At 74.1% G+C, this 26,002-nt stretch carries 25 protein-coding genes; 17 read left to right on the top strand and 8 right to left on the bottom strand.

Annotation, left to right across the window (positions count from 1 at the left end; translation table 11 throughout):
* Nucleotides 1-30 precede the first annotated feature (30 nt).
* On the top strand, nt 31-990 hold the full coding sequence (locus tag FHD63_RS06270) for a PfkB family carbohydrate kinase (RefSeq protein WP_139721038.1): 960 nt from the start codon (nt 31-33) through the stop codon (nt 988-990).
* A 10-nt stretch (nt 991-1,000) separates the two neighbouring features.
* On the opposite strand, the gene FHD63_RS06275 is transcribed toward FHD63_RS06270, so the two are convergent.
* Nucleotides 1,001-1,639 (bottom strand): nitroreductase family protein, encoded by a 639-nt coding sequence (locus tag FHD63_RS06275; protein ID WP_139721040.1) that lies wholly within the window; start codon nt 1,637-1,639, stop codon nt 1,001-1,003.
* Nucleotides 1,640-1,707: 68 nt separating this feature from the next.
* On the opposite strand from FHD63_RS06275, the gene FHD63_RS06280 reads away from it, so the two are divergent.
* From FHD63_RS06280 to FHD63_RS06295, 4 genes are all read left to right on the top strand, one after another.
* Nucleotides 1,708-4,374 carry a bifunctional acetate--CoA ligase family protein/GNAT family N-acetyltransferase gene (locus FHD63_RS06280; protein ID WP_139721042.1) on the top strand — a complete coding sequence of 889 codons (2,667 nt, stop codon included), beginning with the start codon at nt 1,708-1,710 and terminating at the stop codon, nt 4,372-4,374.
* A 12-nt stretch (nt 4,375-4,386) separates the two neighbouring features.
* On the top strand, nt 4,387-4,965 hold the full coding sequence (locus FHD63_RS06285; protein ID WP_139721044.1) for a DUF5998 family protein: 579 nt from the start codon (nt 4,387-4,389) through the stop codon (nt 4,963-4,965).
* Entirely contained in the window at nt 4,962-6,158 is a 1,197-nt protein-coding gene (locus FHD63_RS06290) for an alkaline phosphatase family protein (RefSeq protein WP_139721046.1), read from the top strand. The genes FHD63_RS06285 and FHD63_RS06290 overlap by 4 nt, the downstream gene beginning before the upstream one ends.
* 116 nt (nt 6,159-6,274) lie before the next feature.
* The gene (locus tag FHD63_RS06295; protein ID WP_139721048.1) at nt 6,275-6,982 is read left to right on the top strand and encodes a thymidine kinase; all 708 of its coding nucleotides are present in this window, start codon (nt 6,275-6,277) and stop codon (nt 6,980-6,982) included.
* A 35-nt stretch (nt 6,983-7,017) separates the two neighbouring features.
* Here the strand turns inward: FHD63_RS06295 and sepH (FHD63_RS06300) are convergent, their stop codons facing one another.
* Together sepH (FHD63_RS06300) and sepH (FHD63_RS06305) are read right to left on the bottom strand one after the other, a co-directional pair.
* On the bottom strand, nt 7,018-7,557 hold the full coding sequence (sepH, locus tag FHD63_RS06300) for a septation protein SepH (RefSeq protein WP_158296723.1): 540 nt from the start codon (nt 7,555-7,557) through the stop codon (nt 7,018-7,020).
* A complete protein-coding gene (gene sepH, locus FHD63_RS06305) occupies nt 7,518-8,729 on the bottom strand; it encodes a septation protein SepH (RefSeq protein WP_139721052.1) in 1,212 nt (403 codons plus the stop codon). Before sepH (FHD63_RS06305) ends, sepH (FHD63_RS06300) begins: the two co-directional genes overlap by 40 nt.
* Before the next feature lie 72 nt (nt 8,730-8,801).
* Here sepH (FHD63_RS06305) and FHD63_RS06310 point away from each other — a divergent pair, with 72 nt between their 5' ends.
* The 10 genes from FHD63_RS06310 (at nt 8,802) to FHD63_RS06355 (ending at nt 20,299) form a co-directional block, all read left to right on the top strand.
* Nucleotides 8,802-9,476 carry a trimeric intracellular cation channel family protein gene (locus FHD63_RS06310; RefSeq protein WP_139721054.1) on the top strand — a complete coding sequence of 225 codons (675 nt, stop codon included), beginning with the start codon at nt 8,802-8,804 and terminating at the stop codon, nt 9,474-9,476.
* The gene (locus FHD63_RS06315) at nt 9,473-10,720 is read left to right on the top strand and encodes a ferrochelatase (RefSeq protein ID WP_139721055.1); all 1,248 of its coding nucleotides are present in this window, start codon (nt 9,473-9,475) and stop codon (nt 10,718-10,720) included. The genes FHD63_RS06310 and FHD63_RS06315 overlap by 4 nt, the downstream gene beginning before the upstream one ends.
* Nucleotides 10,720-11,592 carry an inositol monophosphatase family protein gene (locus tag FHD63_RS06320; RefSeq protein ID WP_139721057.1) on the top strand — a complete coding sequence of 291 codons (873 nt, stop codon included), beginning with the start codon at nt 10,720-10,722 and terminating at the stop codon, nt 11,590-11,592. The genes FHD63_RS06315 and FHD63_RS06320 overlap by 1 nt, the downstream gene beginning before the upstream one ends.
* A gap of 142 nt (nt 11,593-11,734) precedes the next feature.
* Nucleotides 11,735-12,034 (top strand): DUF4193 domain-containing protein, encoded by a 300-nt coding sequence (locus FHD63_RS06325; RefSeq protein WP_139721059.1) that lies wholly within the window; start codon nt 11,735-11,737, stop codon nt 12,032-12,034.
* A 58-nt stretch (nt 12,035-12,092) separates the two neighbouring features.
* On the top strand, nt 12,093-12,587 hold the full coding sequence (gene dut, locus FHD63_RS06330) for a dUTP diphosphatase (RefSeq protein ID WP_139721060.1): 495 nt from the start codon (nt 12,093-12,095) through the stop codon (nt 12,585-12,587).
* A gap of 7 nt (nt 12,588-12,594) precedes the next feature.
* Nucleotides 12,595-13,506: a DUF3710 domain-containing protein gene (locus FHD63_RS06335; protein ID WP_139721062.1), complete on the top strand. Its 912-nt coding sequence runs from the start codon at nt 12,595-12,597 to the stop codon at nt 13,504-13,506.
* Nucleotides 13,506-14,255: a DUF3159 domain-containing protein gene (locus FHD63_RS06340; protein ID WP_139721064.1), complete on the top strand. Its 750-nt coding sequence runs from the start codon at nt 13,506-13,508 to the stop codon at nt 14,253-14,255. The genes FHD63_RS06335 and FHD63_RS06340 overlap by 1 nt, the downstream gene beginning before the upstream one ends.
* Nucleotide 14,256: 1 nt before the next feature.
* Complete coding sequence (locus tag FHD63_RS06345; protein ID WP_139721066.1) at nt 14,257-15,663, top strand: class I SAM-dependent RNA methyltransferase; 1,407 nt, start codon at nt 14,257-14,259, stop codon at nt 15,661-15,663.
* Between the two features lie 11 nt (nt 15,664-15,674).
* Entirely contained in the window at nt 15,675-17,330 is a 1,656-nt protein-coding gene (locus tag FHD63_RS06350) for an LLM class flavin-dependent oxidoreductase (protein ID WP_139721068.1), read from the top strand.
* Nucleotides 17,331-17,470: 140 nt separating this feature from the next.
* The gene (locus tag FHD63_RS06355; RefSeq protein WP_139721070.1) at nt 17,471-20,299 is read left to right on the top strand and encodes an aconitate hydratase; all 2,829 of its coding nucleotides are present in this window, start codon (nt 17,471-17,473) and stop codon (nt 20,297-20,299) included.
* Nucleotides 20,300-20,385: 86 nt separating this feature from the next.
* Here the strand turns inward: FHD63_RS06355 and FHD63_RS06360 are convergent, their stop codons facing one another.
* The 3 genes from FHD63_RS06360 to FHD63_RS06370 all read right to left on the bottom strand — a co-directional run bounded on the left by FHD63_RS06360 (nt 20,386) and on the right by FHD63_RS06370 (nt 23,358).
* Complete coding sequence (locus FHD63_RS06360; RefSeq protein ID WP_139721072.1) at nt 20,386-21,963, bottom strand: GMC family oxidoreductase; 1,578 nt, start codon at nt 21,961-21,963, stop codon at nt 20,386-20,388.
* Nucleotides 21,960-22,487, bottom strand: coding sequence for a hypothetical protein (locus FHD63_RS06365; RefSeq protein ID WP_238705786.1), 528 nt, complete (start codon nt 22,485-22,487; stop codon nt 21,960-21,962). The genes FHD63_RS06360 and FHD63_RS06365 overlap by 4 nt, the downstream gene beginning before the upstream one ends.
* Nucleotides 22,488-22,572: 85 nt before the next feature.
* A complete protein-coding gene (locus tag FHD63_RS06370; protein ID WP_158296724.1) occupies nt 22,573-23,358 on the bottom strand; it encodes an IclR family transcriptional regulator in 786 nt (261 codons plus the stop codon).
* Nucleotides 23,359-23,418: 60 nt separating this feature from the next.
* On the opposite strand from FHD63_RS06370, the gene FHD63_RS06375 reads away from it, so the two are divergent.
* On the top strand, nt 23,419-23,739 hold the full coding sequence (locus tag FHD63_RS06375; RefSeq protein ID WP_139721076.1) for a putative quinol monooxygenase: 321 nt from the start codon (nt 23,419-23,421) through the stop codon (nt 23,737-23,739).
* A 9-nt stretch (nt 23,740-23,748) separates the two neighbouring features.
* On the opposite strand, the gene ppk2 is transcribed toward FHD63_RS06375, so the two are convergent.
* Both ppk2 and FHD63_RS06385 read right to left on the bottom strand, forming a co-directional pair.
* The gene (ppk2, locus tag FHD63_RS06380) at nt 23,749-24,651 is read right to left on the bottom strand and encodes a polyphosphate kinase 2 (protein ID WP_139721078.1); all 903 of its coding nucleotides are present in this window, start codon (nt 24,649-24,651) and stop codon (nt 23,749-23,751) included.
* A 40-nt stretch (nt 24,652-24,691) separates the two neighbouring features.
* Nucleotides 24,692-25,531 carry a siderophore-interacting protein gene (locus tag FHD63_RS06385; protein ID WP_158296725.1) on the bottom strand — a complete coding sequence of 280 codons (840 nt, stop codon included), beginning with the start codon at nt 25,529-25,531 and terminating at the stop codon, nt 24,692-24,694.
* Nucleotides 25,532-25,637: 106 nt separating this feature from the next.
* On the opposite strand from FHD63_RS06385, the gene FHD63_RS06390 reads away from it, so the two are divergent.
* Nucleotides 25,638-25,997: a hypothetical protein gene (locus FHD63_RS06390; protein ID WP_139721082.1), complete on the top strand. Its 360-nt coding sequence runs from the start codon at nt 25,638-25,640 to the stop codon at nt 25,995-25,997.
* The last annotated feature ends 5 nt before the right edge of the window (nt 25,998-26,002 follow it).

Consider the following 26,002-nt stretch of genomic DNA (forward strand, 5'->3'; position numbering starts at 1 on the left):
GCGGTGCGCCGGCGTGGCAGGGTACGTCCCATGACGTCGCCCGCCCGCAGGGTCATCCACACCGGTCAGGCCATGGTCGACCTCGTCCTCGAGGTCGGCCGGCTGCCCTCGCGCGGCGGCAACGTCATGGCCGACAGCGCCACGAGGTATGCCGGGGGCGCCGTCACCATCGTCGTGGCCGCCGCGCGCTCGGGCGGGGAGGCCGTGCTCGCCGGCGCGGTCGGGACCGGACCGAACGGTGACCTGGTGCGCGACGTGCTGGCCGCCGAGGGGGTCGAGGCGAGCGCGCCCCCGGTGGCCGACCTCGACACCGGGGAGTGCGTGGTCCTGGTCGAGCCGAGCGCCGAGCGGACCTTCGTCACCACCCGGGCGGCCGAGCGCCGGATCACCCGTGGGTCGCTCGCCACGAGCGACCCCGTGGAGGGGGACCTCGTCTGCGTGTCCGGCTACACGCTGCTGCCCCCGACCCGGGACCCGCTGCTGGGCTGGCTCGAGGACCTGCCCGGTGGCGTGCAGGTGGTGCTCGACCCGGGGGCGCCGTTCGCGACCTTCGAGCCGGACGTGGTGGAGCGGGTGCTGGCCCGGACGACGGTGTGGACGTCCAACGCCGCCGAGGCGCTCGACCTCACCGGGGCACCGGGGGCGGGGGAGCAGCAGGAGGGTGCCGACCTCGTCGCGCTGTCCGGGAGCGTCGCCGAGCGGCTGGCGCCCGGGGCCGTGGTGGTCGTCCGGGACGGGCCCCGCGGGTGCGTGGTCCGGAGGGACGGGACCGCCACCCTCGTGCCGGGGTTCCCGCAGACCGCGGTGGACACCAACGGGGCCGGCGACACGCATACCGGGGTGCTGTGCGCCGGGGTCGCGAGCGGCGTGCCCTGGGTCGAGGCCGCGCGCCGCGCCAACGCGGCGGCGGCGGTCAAGGTCACCCGTCGCGGACCCGCGACCGCCCCGACCGCGGCCGAGGTCGACGCCTTCCTGGAGGAGCGCGGCTGACCCTCCCCGGTCAGGCTCCGTCGACGCCCCCCGGCCAGGGCGTGCCGAACCGGCCGCGGTGGGCCACCTCCGAGAGCGGCCGTCGACCGCGCCGCAGCGAGGGGGAACGGCGGTCCGGCGCGGGATAGCCCATCGCGACCACCCCGACGACGCGGCGGTCCCCCGGGGCCCCGAGCGCCGCCAGGGTCTGCTGCACCCGCTCGGCGGGGACCCCGAAGAAGAGCCCGCCCAGCCCCTCGTCCACCGCCGTGAGCAGCATGAGCAGGGCCGCCATGCCGGTGTCGACGTCCCAGTAGGGGACCGGCCAGCGGGCCTCGTCCCGGTCGGTGCGGCCCTTGTCGGGCTCGGCGTAGCGCTCGAGGTAGGCCTGCTTGTCCGACAGGCACACGACCAGGCAGGGGGCGCTCATCACCCCGCGGAGCCAGCGGTCCTGGCGCTCACGCGCCTCCGGGTCGGTCGCCGCCGACCAGAACCGCCCGCGCTCCTCCTCCGAGGAGAGCACGACGAAGTCCCAGCCCTGCGAGAAGCCGGCGCTGGGGGAGCGGGTCGCGTGCTCCAGCGCCCGGGTGAGCACCTCCGGCGGCACCGGACGCCCGGGGTCGTAGGACCGGACCATCCGCCGCCGTCGCACCACCTCGCCGAACTCCATACCTCGATCGTGGCACGGGCCGTGGCCAGGTGCGGTCCCGGTGCCGCACCCGATGGGATAGTGGGGGCATGAGCGAGGCCGAGGAGCTGCCGCCGGGCTATCCGCACGAGTGGGAGGCCGACGTCGTCCTGTCCGACGGCCGGGTGGCCCACGTCCGGCCGATCCGCCCGGACGACACCGACGCCATCCACCGCTTCCACGAGGCGCAGTCCGAGCAGTCGATCTATCTGCGCTTCTTCGCCCCCATCAAGCGGCTGTCCGACAAGGACGTGCACCGGTTCACCCACGTGGACTACGCCGACCGGGTGGCGCTGGTGATGTACGTCCGCGACGACCTGGTCGGCATCGGCCGCTTCGACCGGCTCACCCCCGGAGGACCGGTCGCCGAGGTCGCCTTCAACGTCTCCGACCACCACCAGGGCCGCGGCATCGGCTCGGTCCTGCTCGAGCACCTCGCCGACATCGGCCGCGAGGGCGGCGTCACCCGCTTCGTCGCCGACGTCCTGCCGCAGAACCGCAGGATGATCGGCGTCTTCCGCGACGCCGGCTTCGAGGTCTCGCACGAGTTCGACGACGGCGTCATCGCCGTGTCCTTCGACATCGAGCCGACCGAGGCGTCCCGTGCCGTCCGCACCTCGCGGGAGCACCGCTCCGAGGTCCGCTCCATGCGGGCGGTCCTGCACCCCGAGTCGGTCGCCGTGGTGGGGGTGAGCCGACGGCCCGCGACGATCGGCCGCGCCTTCTTCGACGACATCGTCGCCGGCGGCTTCACCGGCCGCGTCTACCCGGTCAACAACGCCGCCGACCCCGGCACCCTCATCAACGGCCACCCGGCCGTGGCCTCGGTCCGCGACATCGAGGGCGGCGTCGACCTCGCCGTCGTCGCCGTGGTGGCCGAGGAGGTCCTCGGCATCGTCGACGAGTGCGCCGACGCCGGGGTCAAGGCGCTCGTGGTGGCCTCCGAGGGGTTCGCCGAGACCGGCACCGAGGGCCGGGCCCTGCAGCACGAGCTGCTGGTCCGGGCCCGCCACTACGGCATGCGGGTGCTCGGTCCGACCAGCTTCGGGCTCATCAACAACGACCCGCAGACCCGGCTCAACGCCTCGATCGCCGCCACCGAGCACCTGCCCGAGTTCGGCAGCCTCGGTCTCTTCAGCCAGTCCGGCGGCCTGGGCATCGCGCTGCTCGCCTCGGCCCGACGCCGTGGGCTGGGCATCTCGACCTTCGCCTCCGCCGGCAACCGCGTGGACATCTCGGGCAACGACCTCATGCAGTACTGGACCGAGGACGCGAACACCACCGTCGTGGGGCTCTACCTCGAGACGATGGGCAACCCGCGCAAGTTCACCCGGATCGCCCGCAAGCTGGCGCTGAGCAAGCCGGTGATCGTGGTGAAGTCGGGCACCGGCCAGCACGCCATCCCGCAGGGCCACCGGGTGCGGCTCACCCACGAGCGCCCCGAGACCTTCGGCCAGATGCTGCGCCAGTCCGGGGTCATCCGGGTGGACAACGCCCACCAGCTCTTCGACGTCGCCCAGCTGCTCGTCTCCCAGCCGCTGCCGCGCGGGGACCGGGTGGCGGTCGTCACCAACAACAACGCGCTGGGGTCGCTGGCCGCCGACGCCGTCACCGCCCGCGGGCTGCGCGTCCTCCACGGACCGGTGACCGTCTCCGCGGAGGCGCTGACCGAGGAGTTCCGGGAGGTGGTCGAGCACGCCCTCGCGCAGGAGGACGTCGACGCCCTCGTCGCCTGCTTCATCCCCCCGGTCGCCGACATCGACCCCGAGGTCGTCGACGCCGTCGGCGCCGCGGTCGCGGGGCACGAGAAGCCCTGCGTCGCGACCTTCCTCGGTATGCGGGGCGTCACCCCCGGCGCCGGCGTCCCGACCTACCCCATGCCCGAGGACGCCGTGCGCGCCCTGGCGTCGGCGGTGCGCTACGCGCAGTGGCGGCGCCGCGACCAGGGGGAGCGGGTGCGGCTGGAAGGGCTGGACCGCGCCCGCGCGTCCGCGGTGCTCGAGGCGGCCCTGGCCCGGGAGCCGCGCGGCACCGAGCTCTCCCGGGAGCAGGTGGAGGAGGTGCTGGGCGCCTACGGCATCGAGGTCTGGCCGGTCGTCGCGGTGGACTCCGACGCGGAGGCGGTCAAGGCATACCAGAAGCTGCGCGGCAGCGTGGTGCTCAAGGCGACCTCGCCGCTGCTCCAGCACCAGCCCGGGCGGGGCTGGGTGCGCACCGGGCTGCGGCACCCCAAGGCCGTCGGCGCGGCCTACCGCGACCTCGAGGCGCTCACCGCCCCGCTGGGGGCGGGCGGGATCGCGATGCAGCGGATGGCGCCGGACGGCGTGCCGGTCGAGGTCAACTCCGTCGAGGACCCGCTCTTCGGGCCCGTGGTCGGCTTCGGGGTGGCCGGGCTGCCCATCGACCTGCTGGGGGACGAGGCGCACCGCTTCCCGCCGTTGACCGACGTCGACATCGCCGAGCTCACCACCTCCATCAAGGCGGCCCCGCTGCTCGACGGCTACCGCGGCGCCATGCCCGTCGACCAGCCCGCCCTCCACGACCTGATCGCCCGGGTCTCCATGCTCGCCGACGACCACCCCGAGCTCGCCCACGTGCGGCTCAACCCGGTCATGGCCCACCAGGAGGGCATCGAGGTGCTCGGCGCCAGCATCCGCGTCGCGCCCGCGCCGACCCGGGCCGACGCCGAGCGGCGGACGCTGCTCGCCGACGTCTGAGACGATGGCCCCATGGTCCGTCGTGTGAGGTCGCCGCTGCCCGAGTCGCTCGTCGCCGACATCGATGCGGCGGGGTACCTCCCGGCCGTCGTCCACGACGTGGTCGTCACGGCCGTCGGCAAGGACCACGTCGTCGCGCACCTGGTGCACGACGAGACCACCTTCGACGAGATGGCCGTCCGCAACCACCTCACCGTCCTGGTGCTGACCGAGCGCCGCCTCGTCATCGCCCACGCCGACGACCACGAGGGCCCGGAGGGGCAGCGGATGGCCACGGCCACCAGCGAGACGGTGCCGCTGCGCTCGGTGCGCGGCGTCATGCTCACGCACACCCTGCCCGACCCGGAGCGCTACGACGGCAGCCTCGCCGGTCGCGGCATCACCCTCACGCTGGGCTGGGGCGCCGTCTCGCGCGTCGACCTGCTGCCGGCGGTCTGCGAGGACCCGCAGTGCGAGGGGGACCACGGCTACGAGGGCACCGTCTCCGGCGACGACATCTCGCTGCGCATCGCCGCCGACACCGACGGCATCGAGCGGCTCGAGCAGGCGCTCGCCTTCTCCAGCGAGCTCTCCGGCCGTCTGGGTCGATGACCGGGACCGACGGGCCCGCCGCCGACCTCGTCGCGACCGCAGCCGCGGCGTACCAGCCACCCGCCCCGGGCACCGGGCTGGCCTCCGTGCTGCCGGCCGCGCTGCACGCCCTGGGGGTGCGCGACCTGCCCGACGGGGTGGAGCCGGCCGCCTGGGGCCTGCCCGAGACCCGACGCGTCGTCGTCGTGCTCGCCGACGGGCTGGGCGACCACCAGCTGCGGCGGGGCAGCGGGCACGCGCGCACGCTGAGCCGTCTGCCCACCCCGGACCTGCCCGGTCCGGACGGGTTCGCCTGCGCGTTCCCCTCGACGACGGCGACCAGCCTGACCTCGCTCGGGACCGGCCGTCCGCCCGGCGGGCACGGCATCGTCGGGTGGCAGACCAGCTACCGCGGCCGCCTCTTCAACCACCTGGCGTGGAAGGACGGCCCCGACCCGCACGAGCACCAGCCGCTGCCCACCCTCCTGCAGCACGCGGGCCGCCGGGACGTGTCGATGAGCACCGTCTCGCAGCCCGCCTACGCCGGCTCCGGGCTCACCCGTGCGTCGCTGCGCGGCGGCGCCTTCCTCGGGGCCACGGACCACGCCGGGCGCACGGAGGGGGTCCTGCAGGCGCTGGCCCAGGCGGGGCGGCGGGGGCGCGCCCTCGTGTACGCCTACTGGGACGAGATCGACAAGGCCGGCCACGTGCACGGCCCGGACTCCCTGGAGTGGGGCGAGGCGGTGGAGGCCTTCGACGCCTGGGTCGCGGACCTGCTCTCGCGGGTCCCGCCGGACACCGTCGTCGTCGTCACCGCCGACCACGGCATGGTCGAGGCGCCGCACGAGCACCGTCGCGACCTCGCGGTGGAGCCCGGGCTGGCGGCCGGGGTCGAGCTGCTGGCCGGGGAGCCGCGGGCGCCGCAGGCCTGGTGCCGCCCGGGCGCGGTCGACGACGTCGTGGCGACCTGGAGGGAGGCGCTGGGGGAGTCGGCGCTGGTGCTCACCCGCGCGGAGGCGATCGGGGCGGGCTGGTTCGGGCCGGTCCGCGACGGCTACGACACCCGGATCGGCGAGGTCGTCGTGGCCATGCTCGGCCCGGCCACGATGCTGGACTCCCGCACGCTGCGGCCCGAGGTCCTGCGGCTGCGCGGGCACCACGGCTCGATCACCCCGGCGGAGACCGGCATACCCCTGCTCGTCGCGACGACCTGAGCCCGGCCGAGGTCCCGGTGACCCGCCCGCACCGTGGCCCCGGACCGCCCTGCGGCGACGTCCGCAGACGCGCGGGCCCTGCACCGGGGACCGTGCCGGTTCCGTAGACTGCCGGGGTGGCCGAGCTCGTCTTCTTCACCGGAACGATGGACTGCGGCAAGTCGACCCTCGCGCTGCAGATGGACCACACGCACCACCAGCGGGGCCGCGGCGGGCTGCTCTTCACCCAGCACGACCGCTCGGGGGCGGCCGTGCTGTCCTCGCGGCTCGGGCTGACCAAGGACGCGCTCGAGGTCAACGACGACCTGGACTTCTGGGACCTCGTCGTCCAGCAGCGCACCAACGGCCGGCGCATCGACTACCTCGTCTGCGACGAGGCCCAGTTCTACCGCCCCGGGCAGATCGAGCAGCTGGCGAGGCTCGTCGACGAGATGGGCATCGACGTCTACGCCTTCGGCATCACCGCGGACTTCCGCACCGAGCTCTTCCCCGGCTCGCGCCGCCTCATCGAGCTGGCCGACCGCACCGAGCAGCTGCAGGTGCGGGCCCTGTGCTGGTGCGGCAAGCCGGCGACCGTCAACGCCCGCGTCGTCGACGGCCACATGGTCGTCGAGGGCGAGCAGGTGGTCGTGGGCGACGTCAGCGCCGGCGAGGACGGCGCGGCGGCCAGCGTCGTCGAGTACGAGGTGCTCTGCCGACGCCACTACATGCGCCGGATGAACTCGGCCGCGGCCCGGTCGGCCGCCGTGTCACCGGAGCTGCTGCCCTTCGACCTCGACCTCTGCCCCCTCCCGGCGAGCGACCCCGTCCAGCCGCCGTCCTGAGCGTGGAGGTGCGGCCGGGCATGTCCGGTCCGAGGTCAGCGGCGGGGCGGGCGTGAGCCGAACATGATGTCGTCCCAGCTCGGCACGCTCGTGCGTCCCTTACGGCCGGAGGCCTTGGAGGCCTGCTCGTCGGTCGAGGACGACGGGTCGTCCTCGACCTGCTCGTCGGCCTGGTCGCTCTCGTCGGTCTCGTCGGTCTCGTCGGTCTCGACGGTGTCCGAGACCGTGGACGTGTCGGGGGCCTCGTCGGCCTCGCTGTCGTCCGCGTCGTCGGCCTCGCTGTCGTCCGCGGCCTCATCGGTCTCGTCGGCCGCCTCCGCATCCTCGGCCACGGCGGGCTCGTCGGTGTCCTCGGCCGTGACGTCGTCCGCCGGCAGCGGCTCGTCCGCCGCGGCGTCGTCCTGGTCGGAGAGGTCCTCGTGGGGAAGGTCGTCGTCGTCGAGGCTGTCGTCGGCCGGTGCGACCCTGCGGGTGTAGATGCCCTGGGGCGGGTAGTCCTCGTCCTCGTCCTCCATCCCGAAGAACTCGTCGAAGGTCACCTCACGGGGGTCGTGCCGGGTGCGCGCGAAGGACACCTCAGACTCCACCGACTCCGCCGACTCCTGCGGCTCCTCGGCGCCCAGCGAGGGCAGCCGCAGCCTCCGGCGCCGTCGTCCCGGCGACCGGCCGACGGCCCGCTGCGCCTCCTCCGGCGACACGGGCTCCGGCGCGACCTCCGGCTCGGCGGGTGCGGCCTCGGCCGCAGCGGGGTCCTCGGTGGCAGCGGGGTCCTCGGTCGGCGCGTCCGCGTCGAGGTCCAGGAGCACCTCGTCCTGGGCCGCGTCCGAGATGCCACCGTCGGGCGCGTCGTCCTCGGCGCCGCCCTGGAGCGGCTCGTCCTCGTCCGGGCCGACGGGCGCGGCGGCCTCGGGGGCCGACCCGCGGGGGTGCGCGGCCGGGGGGTCGCCCATGGTGTCGGGTCGTAGGGGAGGTCCTCCAGCGGCAGCACCTCGTCCGGCATCTCCTGCTGCCCGGGCACGTGGCTCGGGTCCTCCGGGGTGTGCCGGGCCCCGCCCCGGCGGCCCTTGGCCCGCCGCTGGCGGCGCTCGCGCATCGTGGCCATGAGGTCGGCGGCCGCCTCGTCCTCGCCGTGGTGGCCCCCGAGGAGCGGGTGCCCGGCCAGACCGCCGGGCAGGGACTGCTCGTCCTCGCTCAGCCAGCGTGCCTCGTCGTCCAGCGCCTCGACCCAGCGGGAGCGCACGTCGTAGTGCCACGCGCCCCGCCGCTCGCGGCCCCCGGCCATGAACGCCACGATGACCGTCCACGGCTCGTGCGCCTCGCCCCGCGCGGCGTCCCAGCTCACGGCCGTCAGGTCCACGCCGCGGCTCTGCAACCGCTCGCGCACCCGGCGCTCCAGGGTGTGCGTCCCGTCGGTGCGGCCGCTGGCCCGGACCGGGGCGCGCTGGGCCAGGCCCACGACGTGCTCGCGCTCGGCGACGACCGGTCCCTCGAAGCGGCGCACCCGCTCCAGCTCCCACCCGGTGGAGGCGGCGACGTCCTCGGCCGGCTGACCGGCCCGGATCATCGCCTGCACGTCGCGCGGGCTGACCGAGCGGGCGCCCTGGCTGCCGCCCTCCGCCTGCCGTGGCCGCGGTCGCAGGGCGGCGCGCAGGCGGTCGTCGACCCGGACGGCATACTGCGTCCCGTCGTCGCCGGTGAGGACCAGGCGACCACCCTCGTCGAGCTCGACGAACTGGAGCTGCTGCATGGTCGACCACTCTGCCACCCCGCCAGGACCGCACGAGGGAGGGCACGCCGCGCGAGATACCCTGAACGGGTCATGATCGCCGCCTCCGCCGATGTGCGTCTCGCCCTCGACCTCGTCGGCATCTTCGTCTTCGCGCTGTCCGGCGGGCTGGTGGCCGTGCGCGCCCGCCTCGACCTCTTCGGCGTCGCCGTCCTGGCCTGGGTCAGCGGCCTGGGCGGCGGCATCATCCGTGACGTCTTCCTCGGCGATGTGCCCCCGGACGGCATCAGCAACCCCTGGTACGTCGTCACCGTCCTCGCGGCCGGCCTCGTCGTCTTCGCCTTCCACGGCGTCTTCGTCGACCTCTCCCGCCACCGCCCCAAGCTGCGGCTGCACCGCATCAGCCAGTCGGTGAAGTACCTCGACGCCGTCGGCCTGGCCACCTTCGCCGTCGCCGGCGCGCTCAAGGCGGTCACGCTCGGCGCGCCCCCGCTCGCCGCGGTCTTCGTCGGCGGCATCACGGCGGTCGGCGGCGGCATGATCCGCGACGTCCTCGTCGGCCAGGTGCCCGAGGTCCTGCGCCGCGACCTGTATGCCGTGCCGGCCCTGCTGGGCGCCGCGGTGGTCGTGGTGGCGGCCGAGCTCGGCATGTTGTCCTACCTCGTCATCTGGGCCACGCTGCTGCTGGTGCTCGGCATCCGCGTGGCCGCGATCGTCTTCGACCTGCACGCCCCGACCCCCATCCCCTCCCGAGGAGAAGCCGCATGAGCAACCCGCTCGCCGACCCCACCGACCCCGCCGACCCCGCCGTCGCGTCGGCCCCCGGCGCCGCTGCTGCCGACGGCGGGATCGACCCGGCCGCCACCGACGAGGTGATGGCCGAGCTCGAGGAGACGCTGGAGGAGACCGAGGAGAGCGACCTGTTCCCCTACCAGGCCCTCGTCCTCACCTCCTTCGGCGGGCCCGAGGCCCCGGAGGAGGTCATGCCGTTCCTGCGTCGGGTGACCGGCGGCCGGGGCATCCCCGACGAGCGGCTGGAGGAGGTCGCCGAGCACTACCTGCACTTCGGCGGCCGGAGCCCGATCAACGACCAGAACCGTGACCTCATCGAGGCCATCCGCGCCGAGCTCGCCCGTCGCGAGCTGACGATCCCGGTGCTCTTCGGCAACCGCAACTCCGAGCCGTTCCTCGCCGACGCCTTCCGGGAGGCGCACACCGAGGGCATGACCCGCCTGCTGTCGGTGACGACGAGCGCCTACTCCTGCTACTCCTCCTGCCGGCAGTACCGAGAGGACATCGCCGCCGCCCAGCTCGAGCTGCGCGAGGAGGGCAAGGAGGTGCACGTCGACAAGGTGCGGCAGTACTGGAACCACCCCGGCTTCTCCGGGGCCAACGCCCGCATCGTCGGCGAGGCCGCCCGCCAGCGCTACGAGGCGACCGGTGTCGTGCCCCACCTCGTCTTCGTCACGCACTCGCTGCCGGTCGCCATGGACGACACGTCCGGCCCGGGGGACGACGAGGGCAACCTCTACTCCCGCCAGCACCTCGAGCTCGCCGCCGCCATCGCCGCGGAGACCGCCGCGACGCTCGGCACCGAGGTCGAGCACGACCTGACCTACTGCTCGCGCTCGGGCCCGCCCAGCCAGCCCTGGCTCGAGCCGGACGTCAACGACCACCTCCGGGTGCTCAAGGAGCGCGGCGTCGAGAGCGTCGTCCTGGCGCCGATCGGCTTCGTGTCCGACCACATGGAGGTCGTCTTCGACCTCGACACCGAGGCGGCCGAGACCGCCGAGGAGCTGGGTCTGGACCTGCTGCGGGTGCCCACGGTCGGGACGGACACCGAGTTCGTCATGGGCCTGGTCGACCTCGCCCTGGAGCGGGCGGCGCAGGCCCGGGGCGAGGACGTGACGACCCCCACCTGGCCCGGTGGCGAGGTGCGACCGGCGATCTGCCGGCCGGGCTGCTGCCCCAACCTCCGGGTCGCCAAGCCCGCCGCCTGCGGGAGCGACTGATGCCGGACGCGGCCGGCGCGGACACGGACGTGGTCGGCCCCGACGAGCGGGCCGCCCTGGAGGAGCTCGCGGTGGCCCTGGTCGGCGAGGCCGGCGCGCTCATCCGCGACGAGCGGCCGGACGGGCTGGGCGTCGCCCACACCAAGAGCACGGACCTCGACGTCGTCACCGAGATGGACACCCGCGCCGAGACGCTGCTGCGCGAGCGGCTGGCCGCGGCCCGCCCCGACGACGGCATCCTGGGCGAGGAGGACGGGCTGACCGAGGGCACGTCCGGGCTCAGCTGGGTCGTCGACCCCATCGACGGCACCGTCAACTACCTCTACGACCTGCCCGCGTATGCCGTGTCCGTCGCCGTGGTCGTGGGGGACCCGACCACCCCGGGCGCCTGGGCCCCCGTCGCCGGCGCGGTCGTCAACCCGCGCACCGACGAGGTCTTCCACGGCCACCTCGGCGGCGGCGCCCGGCTCACCTCACGGGGACGGACCCGGTCGCTCGAGGTCGCCGGGCAGACGTCGCTGGACAGCGCCCTGCTGGCGACCGGCTTCTCGTACGACCGGGAGGTGCGCCGGCGGCAGTCGGCCGTGGTGGCCGACCTGCTGCCCCGGGTGCGCGACATCCGCCGCATGGGCGCGGCCGCCCTCGACCTGTGCCACGTGGCGGCCGGGCGGGTGGACGGCTACTTCGAGCGCTGCACCCACCCCTGGGACGTCGCCGCCGGCCTCGTCATCCTCGGCGAGGCGGGCGGGGTGGCCTCGGGCGCGACGCCGGGCAGCCCTCCGTCCACCGACCTGGTCGTCGCCGCGAACCCGGTGCTGCAGCCGCTCCTGCGCGCCGAGGTCGCCCGCCTGACCAGCGCGGACCCGCACTGACGGCATACCCCTGCACGGCGGCGAGCGGCGATAGGGCAGAATCCCGCGCGACAAGTGCGAGCGCCACGTCGCTGCGGGCACAAAATCGCAGGCCGCGGCGTTCACGCACGACGAGAGAGACCGCAGAGGTGAAAGAGGCGAGATGGCGACCGATTACGACGCCCCACGCAAGAACGACGACGAGCTCAACGAGGACTCGATCGAGGAGCTGAAGGCTCGACGCAACGACAAGTCCTCGGGCAGCGTCGACGTCGACGAGACCGAGCAGGCCGAGGGATTCGAGCTCCCGGGGGCGGACCTGTCCAACGAGGAGCTGTCGGTGCACGTGCTGCCCCGGCAGCAGGACGAGTTCACCTGCTCCCGCTGCTTCCTGGTGCACCACCGCAGCCAGCTGGCCAAGGAGGTCGGTGGTCTGCCGGTCTGCACCGAGTGCGCGGCCTGAGCCCCGTGCGCCCGCCGACGTCGGTGCGGGCCCGGGCCGGGGACTACCCTCGGTGACGATGCAGCCCGAGCCCCAGACCGTCGACGTCGCCCTGCGCCGCCTGGACCCGGACCTCCCGGTCCCCGTCCAGGCCCGTCCTGGCGACGCCGGCGTCGACCTGCACCTCCGCGAGGACGTGCAGGTCGGGCCGGGCGAGCGGGTGCTGGTGGGCACGGGGGTCGCCGTGGCGCTCCCGGAGGGGTATGCCGCCTTCGTGCACCCCCGCTCCGGGCTGGCGGCCCGGCACGGCCTGACCATCGTCAACGCCCCCGGGACGGTGGACTCGGGCTACCGCGGGGAGATCCTCGTCAACCTGCTCAACACCGACCCGCAGGAGCCGGTGCGGCTGCGCCGGGGCGACCGCGTCGCCCAGCTCGTGGTCCAGCAGGTCGTCCGCCCCGTCTTCACGGTGGTCGACGACCTGGACGACTCCCCGCGCGGAGCCGGCGGGCACGGGCACACCGGCACCTCCACCTCCCTCCCGGCCGCGGCCGGGCCGACCCTGAAGGACTGAGCCACCAGTGGCACTCTTTGGCCGACGCAAGACCAACCGCCTCAGCGACGAGGAGCTGCTCGACCTCGAGGACGGCGACGAGGCCGCCGTGCGTCCCGAGCCCGCCGAGGGCGAGCCCGGGGTGGACCGCGACTGGGTGCGGCCCGAGGACGGCCCCTACGACATCTCGGAGTGGCGCGAGCTGGACGGACGCATCGACCTGGGGGCCCTGCGCATCCCGTCGGTCAAGGGCATGCAGATGCGCCTGGACATCGAGCAGGGCTCGGGGCGGGTCATCGGCACCACCCTGGGCTTCGGTGCCTCGCAGGCCCAGGTGCAGGTCTTCGCCGCGCCGCGCACCGAGGGCATCTGGGACGAGCTGCGCGCCGAGATCGCCCGTGGCCTGGTCGACTCCGGCGGGGCGGCCGAGACCGTCGAGGGCCGGATGGGCAAGGAGCTGCGCGCCCGGATGCCCGGGCGCGCGCCGGACGGCCGCGTCGCCTACCAGCCCGCCCGGTTCCTCGGGATCGACGGGCCGCGGTGGTTCCTGCGCGTCGTCGTCGGGGGCCCGGCGGCCTCGGACGACAACCAGGCCCGCGGCATCCTCGCCTTCGTGCGCCGGATCGTCGTCGACCGCGGTGACGAGCCCCGCCCGCCCCGGGAGGTGCTGACGCTGACCCCGCCGAAGGGCTTCGCCGAGGCGGTCGCCAAGGAGGCCGAGGCCCGGCGCGAGCAGCAGGCCCAGGCCCGCCGTGCCGCGGCGGCCGACGCCCTGCGCAAGGCCCCCGCGGCCGGCGGCTCCACCGACGCGACCTCGGTCGCCGGGGTGGGCCTGGGGGGCGGCGCGGCCACCGACGCCGCCGAGCCGCCCCGCCACCGGGCGCCGGAGCCCGCCCCCACGGACGCCCCGCAGGCCCCGCGCAACCCCGACTTCACCTGATGGCCCCTCCCACCACGCCCGAGGGCCCCGAGGACCGCACGGCCCCGGTGCCCCCGGCGGTGGCCACCCCCGAGGAGACCGTCGAGCAGGTGATCCGTCGGCGGATCGGCGACGCGCTCGGCGGGTGGTACGGCTCGCTCGAGACCGCGCTCCCCACGGTGGCTTTCGTCACGACGTGGCTGGTCACCGATGCCGTGCGGCCGGCGGTGGTCGCGGCCGCCGCCCTGCTGGTCGTGCTCACCGTGATCCGCGGGTTCGTCGGTGGGTCGTGGCGCTTCCTCGGCTCGGCGATCTTCGCCACCGCCATCGCGGCCTTCTTCGCCCTCCGCTCCGGAGAGGCCCAGGACGCCTTCCTGCCCGGCATCCTCGCCAGCGCCCTCTACGGCGTCGGGGCCCTGCTGAGCATCGCCCTGCGGTGGCCGCTGGTCGGCTTCCTCGTGGCCGTGGGCGACCCGGAGTTCGCCGAGCGTCCGGGCGCCTGGCGCCGCGACCCCGGCCTGGTGGCCGTGTGCGCCCGGCTCACGTGGGTCCTCGTGGCGCTCTTCGCGGTGCGCGTCGCCGTCATGCTCCCGCTCTACCTCGCCGGGGAGGTGGCCTGGCTGGGCATCACCAAGATCGCGCTGAGCTGGCCGGCCTACCTGCTGGCCGTGGTCGTCATGGGCTGGATCCTGGCGACCGGCCGCACCGCCGCGCAGCCCCAGGACGAGGCGAGCGGCACCGCGGCGATCGACCCGAGCCAGGGTCGCTGAGATGCCCGCGCCCGCCCCGGGCACGACCCCCGGGGACGGGGACGTGCTCGAGCTGCACGTCGGTCCCGTCGCGCACGGCGGGCACTGCGTCGCCCGGGTGGGCGACACCCCGCACGGCCAGGTCGTCTTCGTCCGGCACGCGCTGCCCGGGGAGCGTGTGCGTGCCGTCGTCACCGGCAGCGGGGGCGGGGGACGCTTCCTGCGCGCCGACGCCGTCGAGGTCCAGGAGGCCTCGCCGGACCGGGTGACGCCGCCGTGCCCCTTCGCCGGCCCCGGCCGCTGCGGCGGGTGCGACTGGCAGCACGCCGACCTCGCCGCCCAGCGGCGGCTCAAGGCGGCGGTCGTGCGCGAGCAGCTGACCCGGGTCGGGGGCTGCACGGAGGAGGAGCTGGCCCGGGTCACCGGGCCGGAGGGTCTCGACTGCGAGCCCCTGCCCGGCGACCAGGACGGCCTGCGCTGGCGCACGCGGGTGGAGGTGTCGCTCGCCCCCCGGCAGGAGGGGGACGGGGTCGCCGCCGGTCTGCGGGCTCACCGCTCGCACCGGGTGGTGCCGGTCGACGACTGCCTCATCGCCGCGCCGGGCGTGGTGCGGACGGGGGTGTTCGAGGACCCGCAGGCGCTCGTGGACGCGGCCCGGGTGCCCGTCCGGCACGGGCGGGCGACCCCGGAGGTCAGCGCCCTCGACGTGGTCGCGCCCGGGACCGGCGACCCGGTCGTGGTGCCGCTCGTCGTGCCGGGCGACCCGCCCCGCCGCCGGGGCCGCCGGCGCCCCTCCCGACGCGGCTCGCGCCGCACCCCCGAGGCGCTCGGCCCGGTGCCCGAGGTCACCGAGACGGTCCAGGGGCACGAGTTCCACCTCTCGGCGCGCGGCTTCTGGCAGGTGCACCCCGGCGCGGCGCCGGAGTTCACCGCGCAGGTGCTGCGCTGGCTCGACCCGCGGCCGGGGGAGCGGGCGCTGGACCTGTATGCCGGAGTCGGGCTCTTCGCCGTGCCGCTCGCCGAGGCCGTGGGAGCCTCGGGCGAGGTGCTGGCCGTGGAGGCCGACGCGTCCGCGGCGGACGCCGCGGGGCGGCACCTGGAGCCCTTCCCGTGGGCGCGGGCCCACGCCGGGCCGACCGAGGAGGCGCTGACCGGGCTCGTCGCCTCCGACGGGTCGGCCGACGTCGTCGTCCTCGACCCGCCCCGCAGCGGCGCCGGGGCCGAGGTGGTGCGCGCCCTCGCGGCGCTGCGACCGCGGGCCGTGGTCTACGTCGCCTGCGACCCCGCCGCGCTCGCCCGCGACCTCGCGACCGCGCGCGAGGAGGGCCTGGAGCTCGCCGCGCTCCGGGTGCTCGACGCCTTCCCCATGACCCACCACGTCGAGTGCCTGGCGCTGCTGCGCCCCGTCTCGACCCCGACCACGGCCTGACGGAGGATCGCGTGCCCGACCTGGACCAGCAGCTGGAGTTCGGGGTCTTCCCGACGCCGGCGGCCACCCGCATACCGGAGCTCCTCGGGCTCGTGCAGGTCGCCGAGGTCGAGGGTCTGGACCTCGTCTCCGTCCAGGACCACCCCTACCAGGACGGCTTCCTCGACACCTGGACGCTGCTGTCGGTCCTCGGTGCCCGGACGACGACGATCCGGTTGGCGCCGAACGTGGCCAGCCTGCCGCTGCGACCGCCGGTGGTGCTGGCCAAGGCGGCGGCCTCGCTGGACCTGCTCACCGACGGGCGGGTCGAGCTGGGCCTCGGCGCCGGCGCCTTCTGGGACGGGGTCGTGGCCGCGGGCGGCCCACGCCGCACGCCGGGGGAGGCGGTCGACGCGCTCGCCGAGGCGGTGGAGCTCATCCGGGCCTTCTGGGCCGGCGGCACGCTGCGCTTCCGCGGCGAGCACTACCAGGCGCAGGGCCTGCACGCCGGCCCCGCCCCCGCCCACGACATCCCCGTCTGGCTGGGGGCCTACAAGCCGCGCATGCTGCGGCTCACCGGTCGGGTCGCCGACGCCTGGGTCCCGAGCATGGGGTATGCCGACCCGCCCGACCTCCCCGCGCTCGCGGCGGTGGTGGACGAGGCGGCGCTGGCGGCCGGGCGCCCGCCGGGGGCGGTGCGGCGGATCTACAACATCACCGGGCGCTTCGGCACCGGCGGCGGGTTCCTCCGCGGCACCCCGGCCCAGTGGGCCGAGCAGCTGGCCGAGCTCACGCTGACCGTGGGGATGAGCAGCTACGTCCTCGGCACCGACGACGCCGACGTGGTGCGCCGGTTCGCCGCCGAGGTGGCCCCGGCGACCCGGGAGCTGGTGGAGGCCGAGCGGGCGCGGAGGGCGACGGCGCGCCAGGAGACGCCGGCGGGGGCTGCGACGACGTCCCAGGAGGCGCCGGCGGGGGCTGCGACGACGTCCCAGGAGACGCCGACGGGGACCGCGAGGACGTCCCAGGAGGCGCCGACGGGGGTGGTGCTGCCCGGGCGCGCCGACGAGGGCCGGGGGAGCGGACGGCATACCGTCGAGCCGACGCCGGACGACGGGCGCCGGCTCTCGCCGACGATGCCCTGGGACGAGCCGAGCCGCCCGGTCGCCCCGGACGGTGCGCCGGGCCCGCACCCGGAGCAGGCCCAGCACCTCAAGGACATCCACGACGGGCTTCGCGGCGAGCTCGCCCAGGTGCGCGACGTCCTCGACCAGGTGCGCCGCGGCCACCTCACCGTCGGGGCGGCCCGCTCGGTGGTCAACACCATGACGATGCGGCAGAACAACTGGACCCTGGGCGCCTACTGCGAGTCCTACTGCCGGATCGTCACCGGGCACCACACGCTGGAGGACCGCAGCGTCTTCCCGCACCTGCGCCGGGCCGAGCCCGGCCTGGAGGCGGTGCTCGACCGGCTGGAGGAGGAGCACGTCGTCATCCACGACGTGCTCGAGCAGTTCGACCGGGCGCTGGTGCGGCTGGTGGCCGAGGACGGCACCGGACGGGCCGGCGAGGAGGTCCTCCAGGGCGTGCAGTCCTCCCTCGACCTGCTCACCGACACCCTGCTGTCGCACCTGGCCTACGAGGAGCGCGAGCTCGTCGGGCCGCTCAGCCGGCACGGGTTGTCCTGAGCCCTTGCCCCACCTGACGTAGCGGCGGGTGGTGGGGCAGGATGGGAGCACCGGGCGCGGCGCGTCTCGTTGCGTCACGCACCCGCGGTGAGATATCTTGATGTCAAGATAAATAGCCAGCCAGCGAAGGAGCGATCACGTTGAGCACCAATCCGAACAGTTTCGGGGCCAAGGGCACGCTGGAGGTGGGCGACGCCAGCTACGAGATCTACCGGATCGGTGGGCTGGAGGGCGCCGACACCCTGCCCTACTCCCTCAAGGTGCTCCTGGAGAACCTCCTGCGCACCGAGGACGGCGCCAACATCACCGCCGACCACATCAACGCCCTCGCGGGGTGGGACGCCGACGCGGAGCCGGACACCGAGATCCAGTTCACCCCCGCGCGCGTCATCATGCAGGACTTCACCGGCGTGCCGTGCATCGTCGACCTGGCCACGATGCGCGAGGCCATGGGCGACCTCGGCGGCGACCCGACCAAGATCAACCCGCTCGCCCCGGCCGAGCTCGTCATCGACCACTCGGTCATCATCGACGTCTTCGGCCGCCCCGACGCCTTCGAGCGCAACGTGGAGATCGAGTACGAGCGCAACGAGGAGCGCTACCAGTTCCTGCGCTGGGGGCAGACGGCCTTCGAGGACTTCAAGGTCGTGCCGCCCGGCACCGGCATCGTCCACCAGGTCAACATCGAGCACCTGGCCCGCACCGTCATGACCCGTGAGTCGGGGGAGGGCGGCGCGCTGCAGGCATACCCCGACACGTGCGTGGGCACCGACTCCCACACCACCATGGTCAACGGCCTGGGCGTGCTCGGGTGGGGCGTCGGCGGCATCGAGGCCGAGGCGGCCATGCTGGGCCAGCCGGTCTCGATGCTCATCCCGCGCGTCGTCGGCTTCAAGCTCACCGGCTCGGTCGCGCCCGGGGCCACTGCCACCGACGTGGTGCTGACCATCACCGAGCAGCTGCGCGACCACGGCGTGGTCGGCAAGTTCGTCGAGTTCTACGGCGACGGCGTGAGCTCGGTGCCGCTGGCCAACCGGGCCACCATCGGCAACATGAGCCCGGAGTTCGGCTCCACCTGCGCGATCTTCCCGATCGACGAGGTCACCCTCGAGTACCTGCGGCTCACCGGCCGCCCCGACGAGCAGGTCGCCCTGGTGGAGGCCTACGCCAAGGAGCAGGGGATGTGGCTCGAGCCGACCGGCAACGCCGAGGCCCGCTACAGCGAGTACCTCGAGCTGGACCTGTCGACCGTCGTCCCCTCCATCGCCGGGCCCAAGCGCCCCCAGGACCGCATCGAGGTGTCCCGGGCCAAGGAGCAGTTCTGCCGCGACCTGGAGAACTACGCCACGCCGACCCAGCTCACCGGGGTGGACCACGAGCTGGAGGACACCTTCCCGGCCTCGGACGCGCCCTCGCACGACGCCAGCGACGCCGGCGTCGAGGCGGACCGTCCGGTGCGCTCGGGCCGGGCCAAGGACGGCGACACCCGCCGCGCCTCCAAGCCGGTCCAGGTGACGATGGACGGGGAGACCGTCGAGATCGACCACGGCATCGTCGCGATCGCCTCGATCACCTCCTGCACCAACACGTCCAACCCCTCGGTGATGATGGCCGCGGCGATGCTGGCCAAGAACGCCGTGGACAAGGGTCTGACGGTCGCCCCGTGGGTCAAGACCTCCATGGCCCCCGGCTCCAAGGTGGTGACCGGGTACTTCGAGAAGGCCGGCATGTGGCCCTACCTCGAGCAGCTCGGCTTCCACCTCGTCGGCTACGGCTGCACCACGTGCATCGGCAACTCCGGGCCGCTGGTGGAGGAGATCAGCCAGGCGATCAACGACAACGACCTCGCGGTCACCTCGGTGCTCTCGGGCAACCGCAACTTCGAGGGCCGGATCAACCCGGACGTGAAGATGAACTACCTCGCGTCCCCGCCGCTGGTCATCGCCTACGCCCTCGCCGGGACCATGGACTTCGACTTCGACAGCGAGCCGCTGGGCCAGGACACGGACGGCGAGGACGTCTTCCTCAAGGACATCTGGCCGGCGCCGGAGGACGTGGAGCGGACCATCTCGCAGTCCATCAGCCGCGACATGTTCACCGAGGACTACAGCGACGTCTTCGCCGGTGACGAGCGCTGGCGCGGTCTGTCCACCCCGGACGGTGACACCTTCGAGTGGGCCGACGAGTCGACCTACGTGCGCAAGCCGCCGTACTTCGAGGGCATGGGCGCCGAGCCCGAGCCCGTGGAGGACATCGCGGGGGCGCGGGTGCTGGCGCTGCTCGGTGACTCGGTCACCACGGACCACATCAGCCCGGCCGGGTCGATCAAGGCCGACAGCCCGGCGGGGAAGTACCTCTCCGAGCACGGCATCGACCGCAAGGACTTCAACTCCTACGGCTCGCGGCGCGGCAACCACGAGGTCATGATCCGCGGCACCTTCGCCAACATCCGGCTGCGCAACCAGCTGCTGGACGGCGTCGAGGGTGGATTCACCCGTGACTTCACCCACGGCGGCGAGCAGACGACGATCTACGACGCCGCCCAGGCCTACGCCGAGCAGGACATCCCGCTCGTCGTCCTCGCCGGCAAGGAGTACGGCTCCGGGTCCTCGCGCGACTGGGCCGCCAAGGGCACGCGTCTGCTCGGGGTCAAGGCGGTCATCGCCGAGTCCTACGAGCGCATCCACCGGTCCAACCTCATCGGGATGGGCGTGCTGCCGCTGCAGTTCCCGCAGGGCGAGACCGCGGAGAGCCTGGGTCTGGACGGCACCGAGACCTTCGACATCAGCGGCGTCACCGCGCTCAACGACGGGTCCACGCCGAAGACGGTCCAGGTCGCCGCGACCAAGGACGGCGGCCGCACCGTCGAGTTCGACGCCGTGGTCCGCATCGACACCCCGGGCGAGGCCGACTACTACCGTAACGACGGCATCCTGCAGTACGTCCTGCGCTCGCTGGTGAGCGTCTGAGGCGAGCACCGGCATACCGCACCTCGGCGCCCCGTCAGCCCTCGGGCCGACGGGGCGCCGCTGTCGTCACGGGCCGATGAGCGTCCTCAGAGCTCCCCGGTGCGGAGCAGCTCGCAGAGGTGGTCCGCCTGCCGCATCGCGAGCGCCACGATGGTCAGCGTCGGGTTGGCCGCGCCGCCGGTGGTCATCACGGAGCCGTCGGAGACGAAGAGGTTGGGCACGTCGTGCGCCTGACCCCAGCCGTTGAGCGGTCCGTCCGCCGGGTCGGCGGCCATGCGGCAGCTGCCCAGGTTGTGCGTCGCCGGGTAGGGCGGCGTGTGGTGCACCCCGAGGGCGCCGGCGGCCCGGTAAATCGTGTCGGCGGCGCGGTAGGCGTGCCGCCGCATCGCGATGTCGTTCGGATGGTCGTCGAAGTGGACGTGCGGTGCGGGGAGGCCCCACTGGTCCTTGACGTCGGGGTCCAGCGTGATGCGGTTGGACTCCTGCGGCATGTCCTCGCCGACCAGCCACATACCCGCCGTGTGGGCGTAGGCGTCCATGAGCCGGGTGAACTCGCGTCCCCAGCTGCCGGGCTCGACGAAGCTGGCCAGGAAGGCCGGGCCGAGCGACAGGGTCTCCATGTAGTAGCCGCCGACGAAGCCGCGGGAGGGGTCGTGGACCGCCTCGTCGGCGATGATGCCGGCCATCGTCTCGCCGCGATACATCCGCACCGGCTGCTCGAAGCGGGCGTACGCCGAGCCGGTCAGGTGCCGCATGTAGTTGCGGCCCACCTGGCCGGAGGAGTTGGCCAGGCCGTCCGGGTGCGAGGGGGAGTCGCTCATGAGCAACAGCCGGGGCGTCTCGATGGAGTTGCCGGCGACGCACACCGCCCGCGTCGCCTGCCGGTGCAGGTTGCCGTCGGCGTCGAGGTACTCCACCGCGTCGACCCGCCCGTCCGGGCCGTGGGTGATGCGGACCGCCTGGGACAGCGGGCGCAGCTCGGCGTTGCCGGACTCCAGGGCCCGCGGGATCTCCCGGACGAGGGTGGACCACTTGGCGCCGGACTTGTCGCCCTGGAAGTTGAAGCCGTCCTGCACCGTGGCAGGGCGGCCGTCGTAGGGCTCGGCGTTGGTGGCGTAGGGGCCGGTGGCGTAGTACGTGTAGCCGGCACGCTCGGCACCGTTCGCGAAGACCTTGTAGTTGTTGTTCGCCGGCAGCGGCGGCCGCCCGTGCCGGTGCGAGGAGCCCATGGCCTTCTCGGCCCGGTCGTACCACGGCTCCATCTCCTCGAGCGTGACCGGCCAGTCCAGCAGGTTCGCCCCCTCGACCTCGCCGTAGGTGCTCCGCGCCGCGAACTCGTGCGCCATGAAGCGCGGCGTCGCGCCGGCCCAGTGAGTCGTGGTCCCGCCGACCGCCTTGACGATCCAGGCCGGCAGGTTGGGGAAGTCCCGCGCCACGCGGTACGACCCGGACGTGGTCCGCATGTCCAGCCAGGCCATCTGGTTGAAGGCCGGCCACTCGTCGTTGGTGTAGTCGTCCGCGGTGAGGTAGGGCCCGGCCTCGAGGACGACGACCTTGACGCCCTGCGCCGCCAGCTCGTGGGCGACCGTGCCGCCACCGGCGCCGGATCCGATGACGACGACGACCGGCTCGTCCTGGGGGATGGGCTTGCCGTGGGTGGTCATCGGGAGTCCTCCTCGGGGGTGCGCATCTCGGTGCGTGGCTCGCCGTCGAACTCGGTGATCCGCGGGTCGGGCAGCCAGTCCAGGTCGTCGAAGCCCCGGTGCAGGTAACCGCCCTGGTCGAAGCTCGGGCCCTCGTAGCCGAGCAGGTCCCAGACCTCGCGGTCGTCGTAGAGCGCGACGACGGCCACGCCGCGGATCTGCCGGAAGTAGGGCTCGTCGGCATACTCGCGCAGGATGAGGGTCGCCTCCTCGTCCGGTGCCCCGAGGAAGTCACCGCCGCAGATGGTGTCCAGCATGTCCAGGTCGGGACCGAGGGTGGCGGCGAGGCGCCGGTCGTCGGCGGTGGCCTCGACCACGGCGTCCGCGGTGCGCTCGTAGGGGCCGTCGGGGAAGCTGTCGTGCGGGTAGGCCACCCGCAGCAGCCGGACAAGCACCTGCCGCTGCCGGGAGGTGAGGGCGGCCGGGCCGCCGCGCAGCGCGGAGCTCGTGTCGCGCTTGATGGTTGCCGAGTCCTTGTCCGCCATGAAGCCTCCTCGTCCCTCGTCGCACCGCGTCGTGCGACGTGCCGCCCACGCTAGGCGCGTCCGGCGGTGCCCGCTACGGGTGTTCTCATTGCGTGAGAACGCCGGGGTCACCGCGCCGGAAGTATGCGGCGACGTCACCCGCCGCCACCCGCAGCCGGTGCTCGATGCGCAGGTCCGGACCATCGAAGCGGGAGGCGCCGGCGGAGACGGCCACGCAGCCGAGCAGGCCGAAGTCCGGCCGGCGGACGGCCACGGCGGCGCAGCTGCTGCCGGGCAGGAACTCCTCGAACTCCCAGGCGACACCGCGCCGGAGGACCCGTGCCAGGTGCGCCTCGAGCACCCCGGCGTCGGTGATGGTGCGCGGGGTGAGGGCGGGCAGCCCGTAGCGGGCGAGCTCCACCTGCCGCTCGGTGTCGTCCAGGTCGGCGAGCAGGATCTTGCCGAAGGCGGTCGCGTGCGGTGCCTCGTGGAAGCCGAAGGTCATGGGCTCCAGCCGCGGGCACTCGGGGGAGTCGGCGACGAAGATGAGCGCCAGCGTGGCACCCCTGCGGATCGCGAGGTATGCCGCGCAGCCGGTCGCGCGGTGCAGGTCCACGACCCGTTGGCGCACTTGGGCGGACAGCCCGATCTGGCGGTGCAGCGCCAGCCCGAGGCGGTGCGGCTTGAAGCCGAGCTCGAAGCGGCCCTCGTGGCGCAGGTGGAGCAGGTAGTCCCTCGCCACGAGGTCCGCAGCCAGCCGGTAGACGGTCGACAGCGGCAGGCCGAGCTCGTCGGCGAGCTCCCGCGCGGTGGCGCCGCCCCGGTCCGCGACGAGCTCCAGCAGGGCGAAGGTGCGCTCCACGGTGCGCGCACCGGCGGGTGTCGTGCTCACGCCCCCATCATGGGGCAGCCGCGCTTGACGTCCAGCGCGGGGCACCCCACGATCGGGCGCATGTACTTCATCGTCGTCAAGTTCCCCGTCAAGCCCGAGTCCGCCGAGCAGTGGCCGGAGATCGTAGCGGACTACACCGCCGACTGCCGCAGCGAGGAGGGCAACATCTCCTTCGAGTGGTCCCGGAGCCTGGAGGACCCGCTGCAGTACGTCCTCGTCGAGGCGTTCACCGACGAGGGTGCGGCCCAGCACGTCGAGAGCCCGCACTTCACCGAGGGCATCGAGGCCATGCGCCCGCACCTCACCGGCACCCCGCAGATCGTCTCCCGCCAGGTCGACGGGGACGGCTGGGAGCCGATGGGCGAGCTGCAGATCGACTGAGCGCGGCGGCTAGCTGAGGTCCTGCTGGGAGCGGCGCTCCACCGGCTTGCCCGCCTCCTCCCCGACCGCGGCGGCGTGGTCGGGGACCGGCAGCTGCAGCCGCCGGTCGGTGCGCTGGTAGCCGGTCGAGTCGGGGCGCTCCGGCATGCTCAGCTCGTCCTGGTCCACCTGCTCGTAGGGGACCGTGGAGAGCAGGTGGGCGATCATGTTGATGCGGGCCGAGCGCTTGTCGTCGGACGGCACGACGTTCCACCGGGCCTCGGGGATGTCGGTGTGGACGAACATCTCGTCCTTGGCCCGGCTGTAGTCCTCCCACCGGGTCAGCGACTCCAGGTCGGTGGGGGAGAGCTTCCAGCGGCGCATCGGGTCCTCCATCCGCGACCGGAAGCGGCGCTCCTGCTCGTCGTCTGAGACCGAGAACCAGTACTTGCGCAGCATGATGCCGTCGTCCATGAGCATCCGCTCGAAGATCGGGGTCTGCTGCAGCCAGCGCCGGTGCTCCTCCGAGGTGCAGTAGCCCATGACCCGCTCGACCCCGCCACGGTTGTACCAGGAGCGGTCGAAGAGCCGGGTCTCGCCGGCGGCGGGCAGGTGCTCGATGTAGCGCTGGAAGTACCACTGCGTCTTCTGCCGCTCGGTCGGGGTCGGCAGGGCCACGATCTGGGCGTCGCGGGGGGAGAGGTACTCGGTGACCCGCTTGATCGCCCCACCCTTGCCGGCCGCGTCCCGACCCTCGAAGACGACGACGAGACGGTGGCCGGTCTCCTTGATCCACGTCTGCATCCCCACGAGCTGCTCCTGGAGCCGGAGCAGCTCGTCCTCGTAGACCTTCTTGTTCAGCCGCGGCACCTTTCCGGCGGTGCCCCCGCTCGTGGTCCCCTCGGTCTTCTTCGCGTTGCTGCGCGTCGCCATGGGGTCATCGTGCCACTGCGACGGCGCGCCGTGAAGATGCTCAGCTCTCCAGCGGCTCGTGGTGGTCGCGCCCGGCGACGCCGCGCCGCCAGTAGCCGTCCACCTGCAGCGCGCTGGGCTGCAGGGCCTCCCCGCCGACGCCGAGCTCGGCCGCCGCACGGCGCACCTGGACCATCGCGCCGGCCTCGCCCGCGGCCCACACGTAGTCGCCCGGCTCCGGGGGCAGGGACCGCAGCGACTCGGCGAGCGTGCCCTCCTCCTCGTCCATGAGCCAGGTGACGCGGGCGTCCGCGCGCTGGGGCAGGGGCACCAGGCAGGTCGCGTCCGGGACCTGGACCACGACCTCCAGGGGTATGCCCGCGGGCGCCTCCTCGAGCCAGCGGCCGACGGCGGGCAGCGCGGTCTCGTCCGCCAGGCAGACGTAGCGCCGGGCGTCGGCCGGCTCGGTCATCGACCCGCGCGGGCCGAGCAGGCCGACGACGTCGCCCTTCCGGGCGCCGCTCGCCCAGGTGCTCGCCGGGCCGGTGCCGTGCACGACGAAGTCGATCGTCACCTGCTGGGTCTGGTCCGCTTCGTGGACCTCGCGCACGGTGTAGTCCCGGGTCACCGGGCGCTGCGCGCCCTCGGGGAGGCTGGGCCGGTCGTCGACGACGGTCGGGAGCGTGAGCTCGCCGGTGGTCGGGTGCGGGAAGGCGACCTTGACGTGGTCGCCGACGGCCAGCCTCACCCAGGGGATCGGCGGCGTGCCGGCCTCGAGCCCGAGGGTGATGCGCCGCATCCGGCCGCCGAGCTGCTCGACGTGGCTGACGGCGGCGCGGCGGACGTGGAGCGGGTGGAGCTGACGGCTCCGCTGCAGGGCGGCGGTGGCGGCGCTGGTCATGGTGTCCCGTTCGTCGAAATAGCGAAGATCTGCGTGCTCATAATAAGGGAGGCGTGCTGTGGATGGCGAGCAGCGGGGCGTGGGCGGTCGTCGTACACTTGTTCGCATGAGCAGCGGACCGCCCGGATGGCCCGACCGGGTCCCCCCGGCCGGGGTCGCCGGCTGGGAGCAGGCCGCGGTCTCCTGGCTGCTCGACCAGTGCCCGGCCGACTACCGGGCGTATGCCGCGTGGCGGCGGCACCCTGCGGCGCTCGCCTGGGTGGCGACGCGCCACCTGGAGGCGCAGCTGGAGGCGATGCGGGGGGCGTGGCGCGACGTGCGCCCCGAGCTGGGGCCCGCGCTGCCCCCCGGCACCCTCGGCGACGTGCTGGAGTCGCTGGCCCGGGAGGGGCTGCGGCTGCGGGCCAACCACCGGGCGGCCGGCCTGCTGCTGGAGGCGCTGCGCCTGCGGGCGCCGATCCCGTGAGTCGT

Source organism: Serinicoccus chungangensis (assembly GCF_006337125.1).
In the GTDB taxonomy this organism is placed as follows: Bacteria; Actinomycetota; Actinomycetes; order Actinomycetales; family Dermatophilaceae; genus Ornithinicoccus; species Ornithinicoccus chungangensis.

Excerpts from the sequence above, each read along its gene's own strand:
- FHD63_RS06385 (WP_158296725.1), bottom strand. The coding sequence starts at position 25,531 with ATGACCAGCGCCGCCACCGCCGCCCTGCAGCGGAGCCGTCAGCTCCAC.
- FHD63_RS06275 (WP_139721040.1), bottom strand. The coding sequence starts at position 1,639 with ATGGAGTTCGGCGAGGTGGTGCGACGGCGGCGGATGGTCCGGTCCTAC.
- FHD63_RS06345 (WP_139721066.1), top strand. The coding sequence starts at position 14,257 with ATGCCCGCGCCCGCCCCGGGCACGACCCCCGGGGACGGGGACGTGCTC.
- FHD63_RS06325 (WP_139721059.1), top strand. The coding sequence starts at position 11,735 with ATGGCGACCGATTACGACGCCCCACGCAAGAACGACGACGAGCTCAAC.
- FHD63_RS06310 (WP_139721054.1), top strand. The coding sequence starts at position 8,802 with ATGATCGCCGCCTCCGCCGATGTGCGTCTCGCCCTCGACCTCGTCGGC.
- FHD63_RS06285 (WP_139721044.1), top strand. The coding sequence starts at position 4,387 with ATGGTCCGTCGTGTGAGGTCGCCGCTGCCCGAGTCGCTCGTCGCCGAC.
- FHD63_RS06290 (WP_139721046.1), top strand. The coding sequence starts at position 4,962 with ATGACCGGGACCGACGGGCCCGCCGCCGACCTCGTCGCGACCGCAGCC.
- sepH (WP_139721052.1), bottom strand. The coding sequence starts at position 8,729 with ATGCAGCAGCTCCAGTTCGTCGAGCTCGACGAGGGTGGTCGCCTGGTC.
- FHD63_RS06315 (WP_139721055.1), top strand. The coding sequence starts at position 9,473 with ATGAGCAACCCGCTCGCCGACCCCACCGACCCCGCCGACCCCGCCGTC.
- FHD63_RS06365 (WP_238705786.1), bottom strand. The coding sequence starts at position 22,487 with ATGGCGGACAAGGACTCGGCAACCATCAAGCGCGACACGAGCTCCGCG.
- FHD63_RS06270 (WP_139721038.1), top strand. The coding sequence starts at position 31 with ATGACGTCGCCCGCCCGCAGGGTCATCCACACCGGTCAGGCCATGGTC.
- FHD63_RS06340 (WP_139721064.1), top strand. The coding sequence starts at position 13,506 with ATGGCCCCTCCCACCACGCCCGAGGGCCCCGAGGACCGCACGGCCCCG.
- FHD63_RS06360 (WP_139721072.1), bottom strand. The coding sequence starts at position 21,963 with ATGACCACCCACGGCAAGCCCATCCCCCAGGACGAGCCGGTCGTCGTC.
- ppk2 (WP_139721078.1), bottom strand. The coding sequence starts at position 24,651 with ATGGCGACGCGCAGCAACGCGAAGAAGACCGAGGGGACCACGAGCGGG.
- FHD63_RS06280 (WP_139721042.1), top strand. The coding sequence starts at position 1,708 with ATGAGCGAGGCCGAGGAGCTGCCGCCGGGCTATCCGCACGAGTGGGAG.
- FHD63_RS06390 (WP_139721082.1), top strand. The coding sequence starts at position 25,638 with ATGAGCAGCGGACCGCCCGGATGGCCCGACCGGGTCCCCCCGGCCGGG.
- FHD63_RS06375 (WP_139721076.1), top strand. The coding sequence starts at position 23,419 with ATGTACTTCATCGTCGTCAAGTTCCCCGTCAAGCCCGAGTCCGCCGAG.
- FHD63_RS06320 (WP_139721057.1), top strand. The coding sequence starts at position 10,720 with ATGCCGGACGCGGCCGGCGCGGACACGGACGTGGTCGGCCCCGACGAG.
- dut (WP_139721060.1), top strand. The coding sequence starts at position 12,093 with ATGCAGCCCGAGCCCCAGACCGTCGACGTCGCCCTGCGCCGCCTGGAC.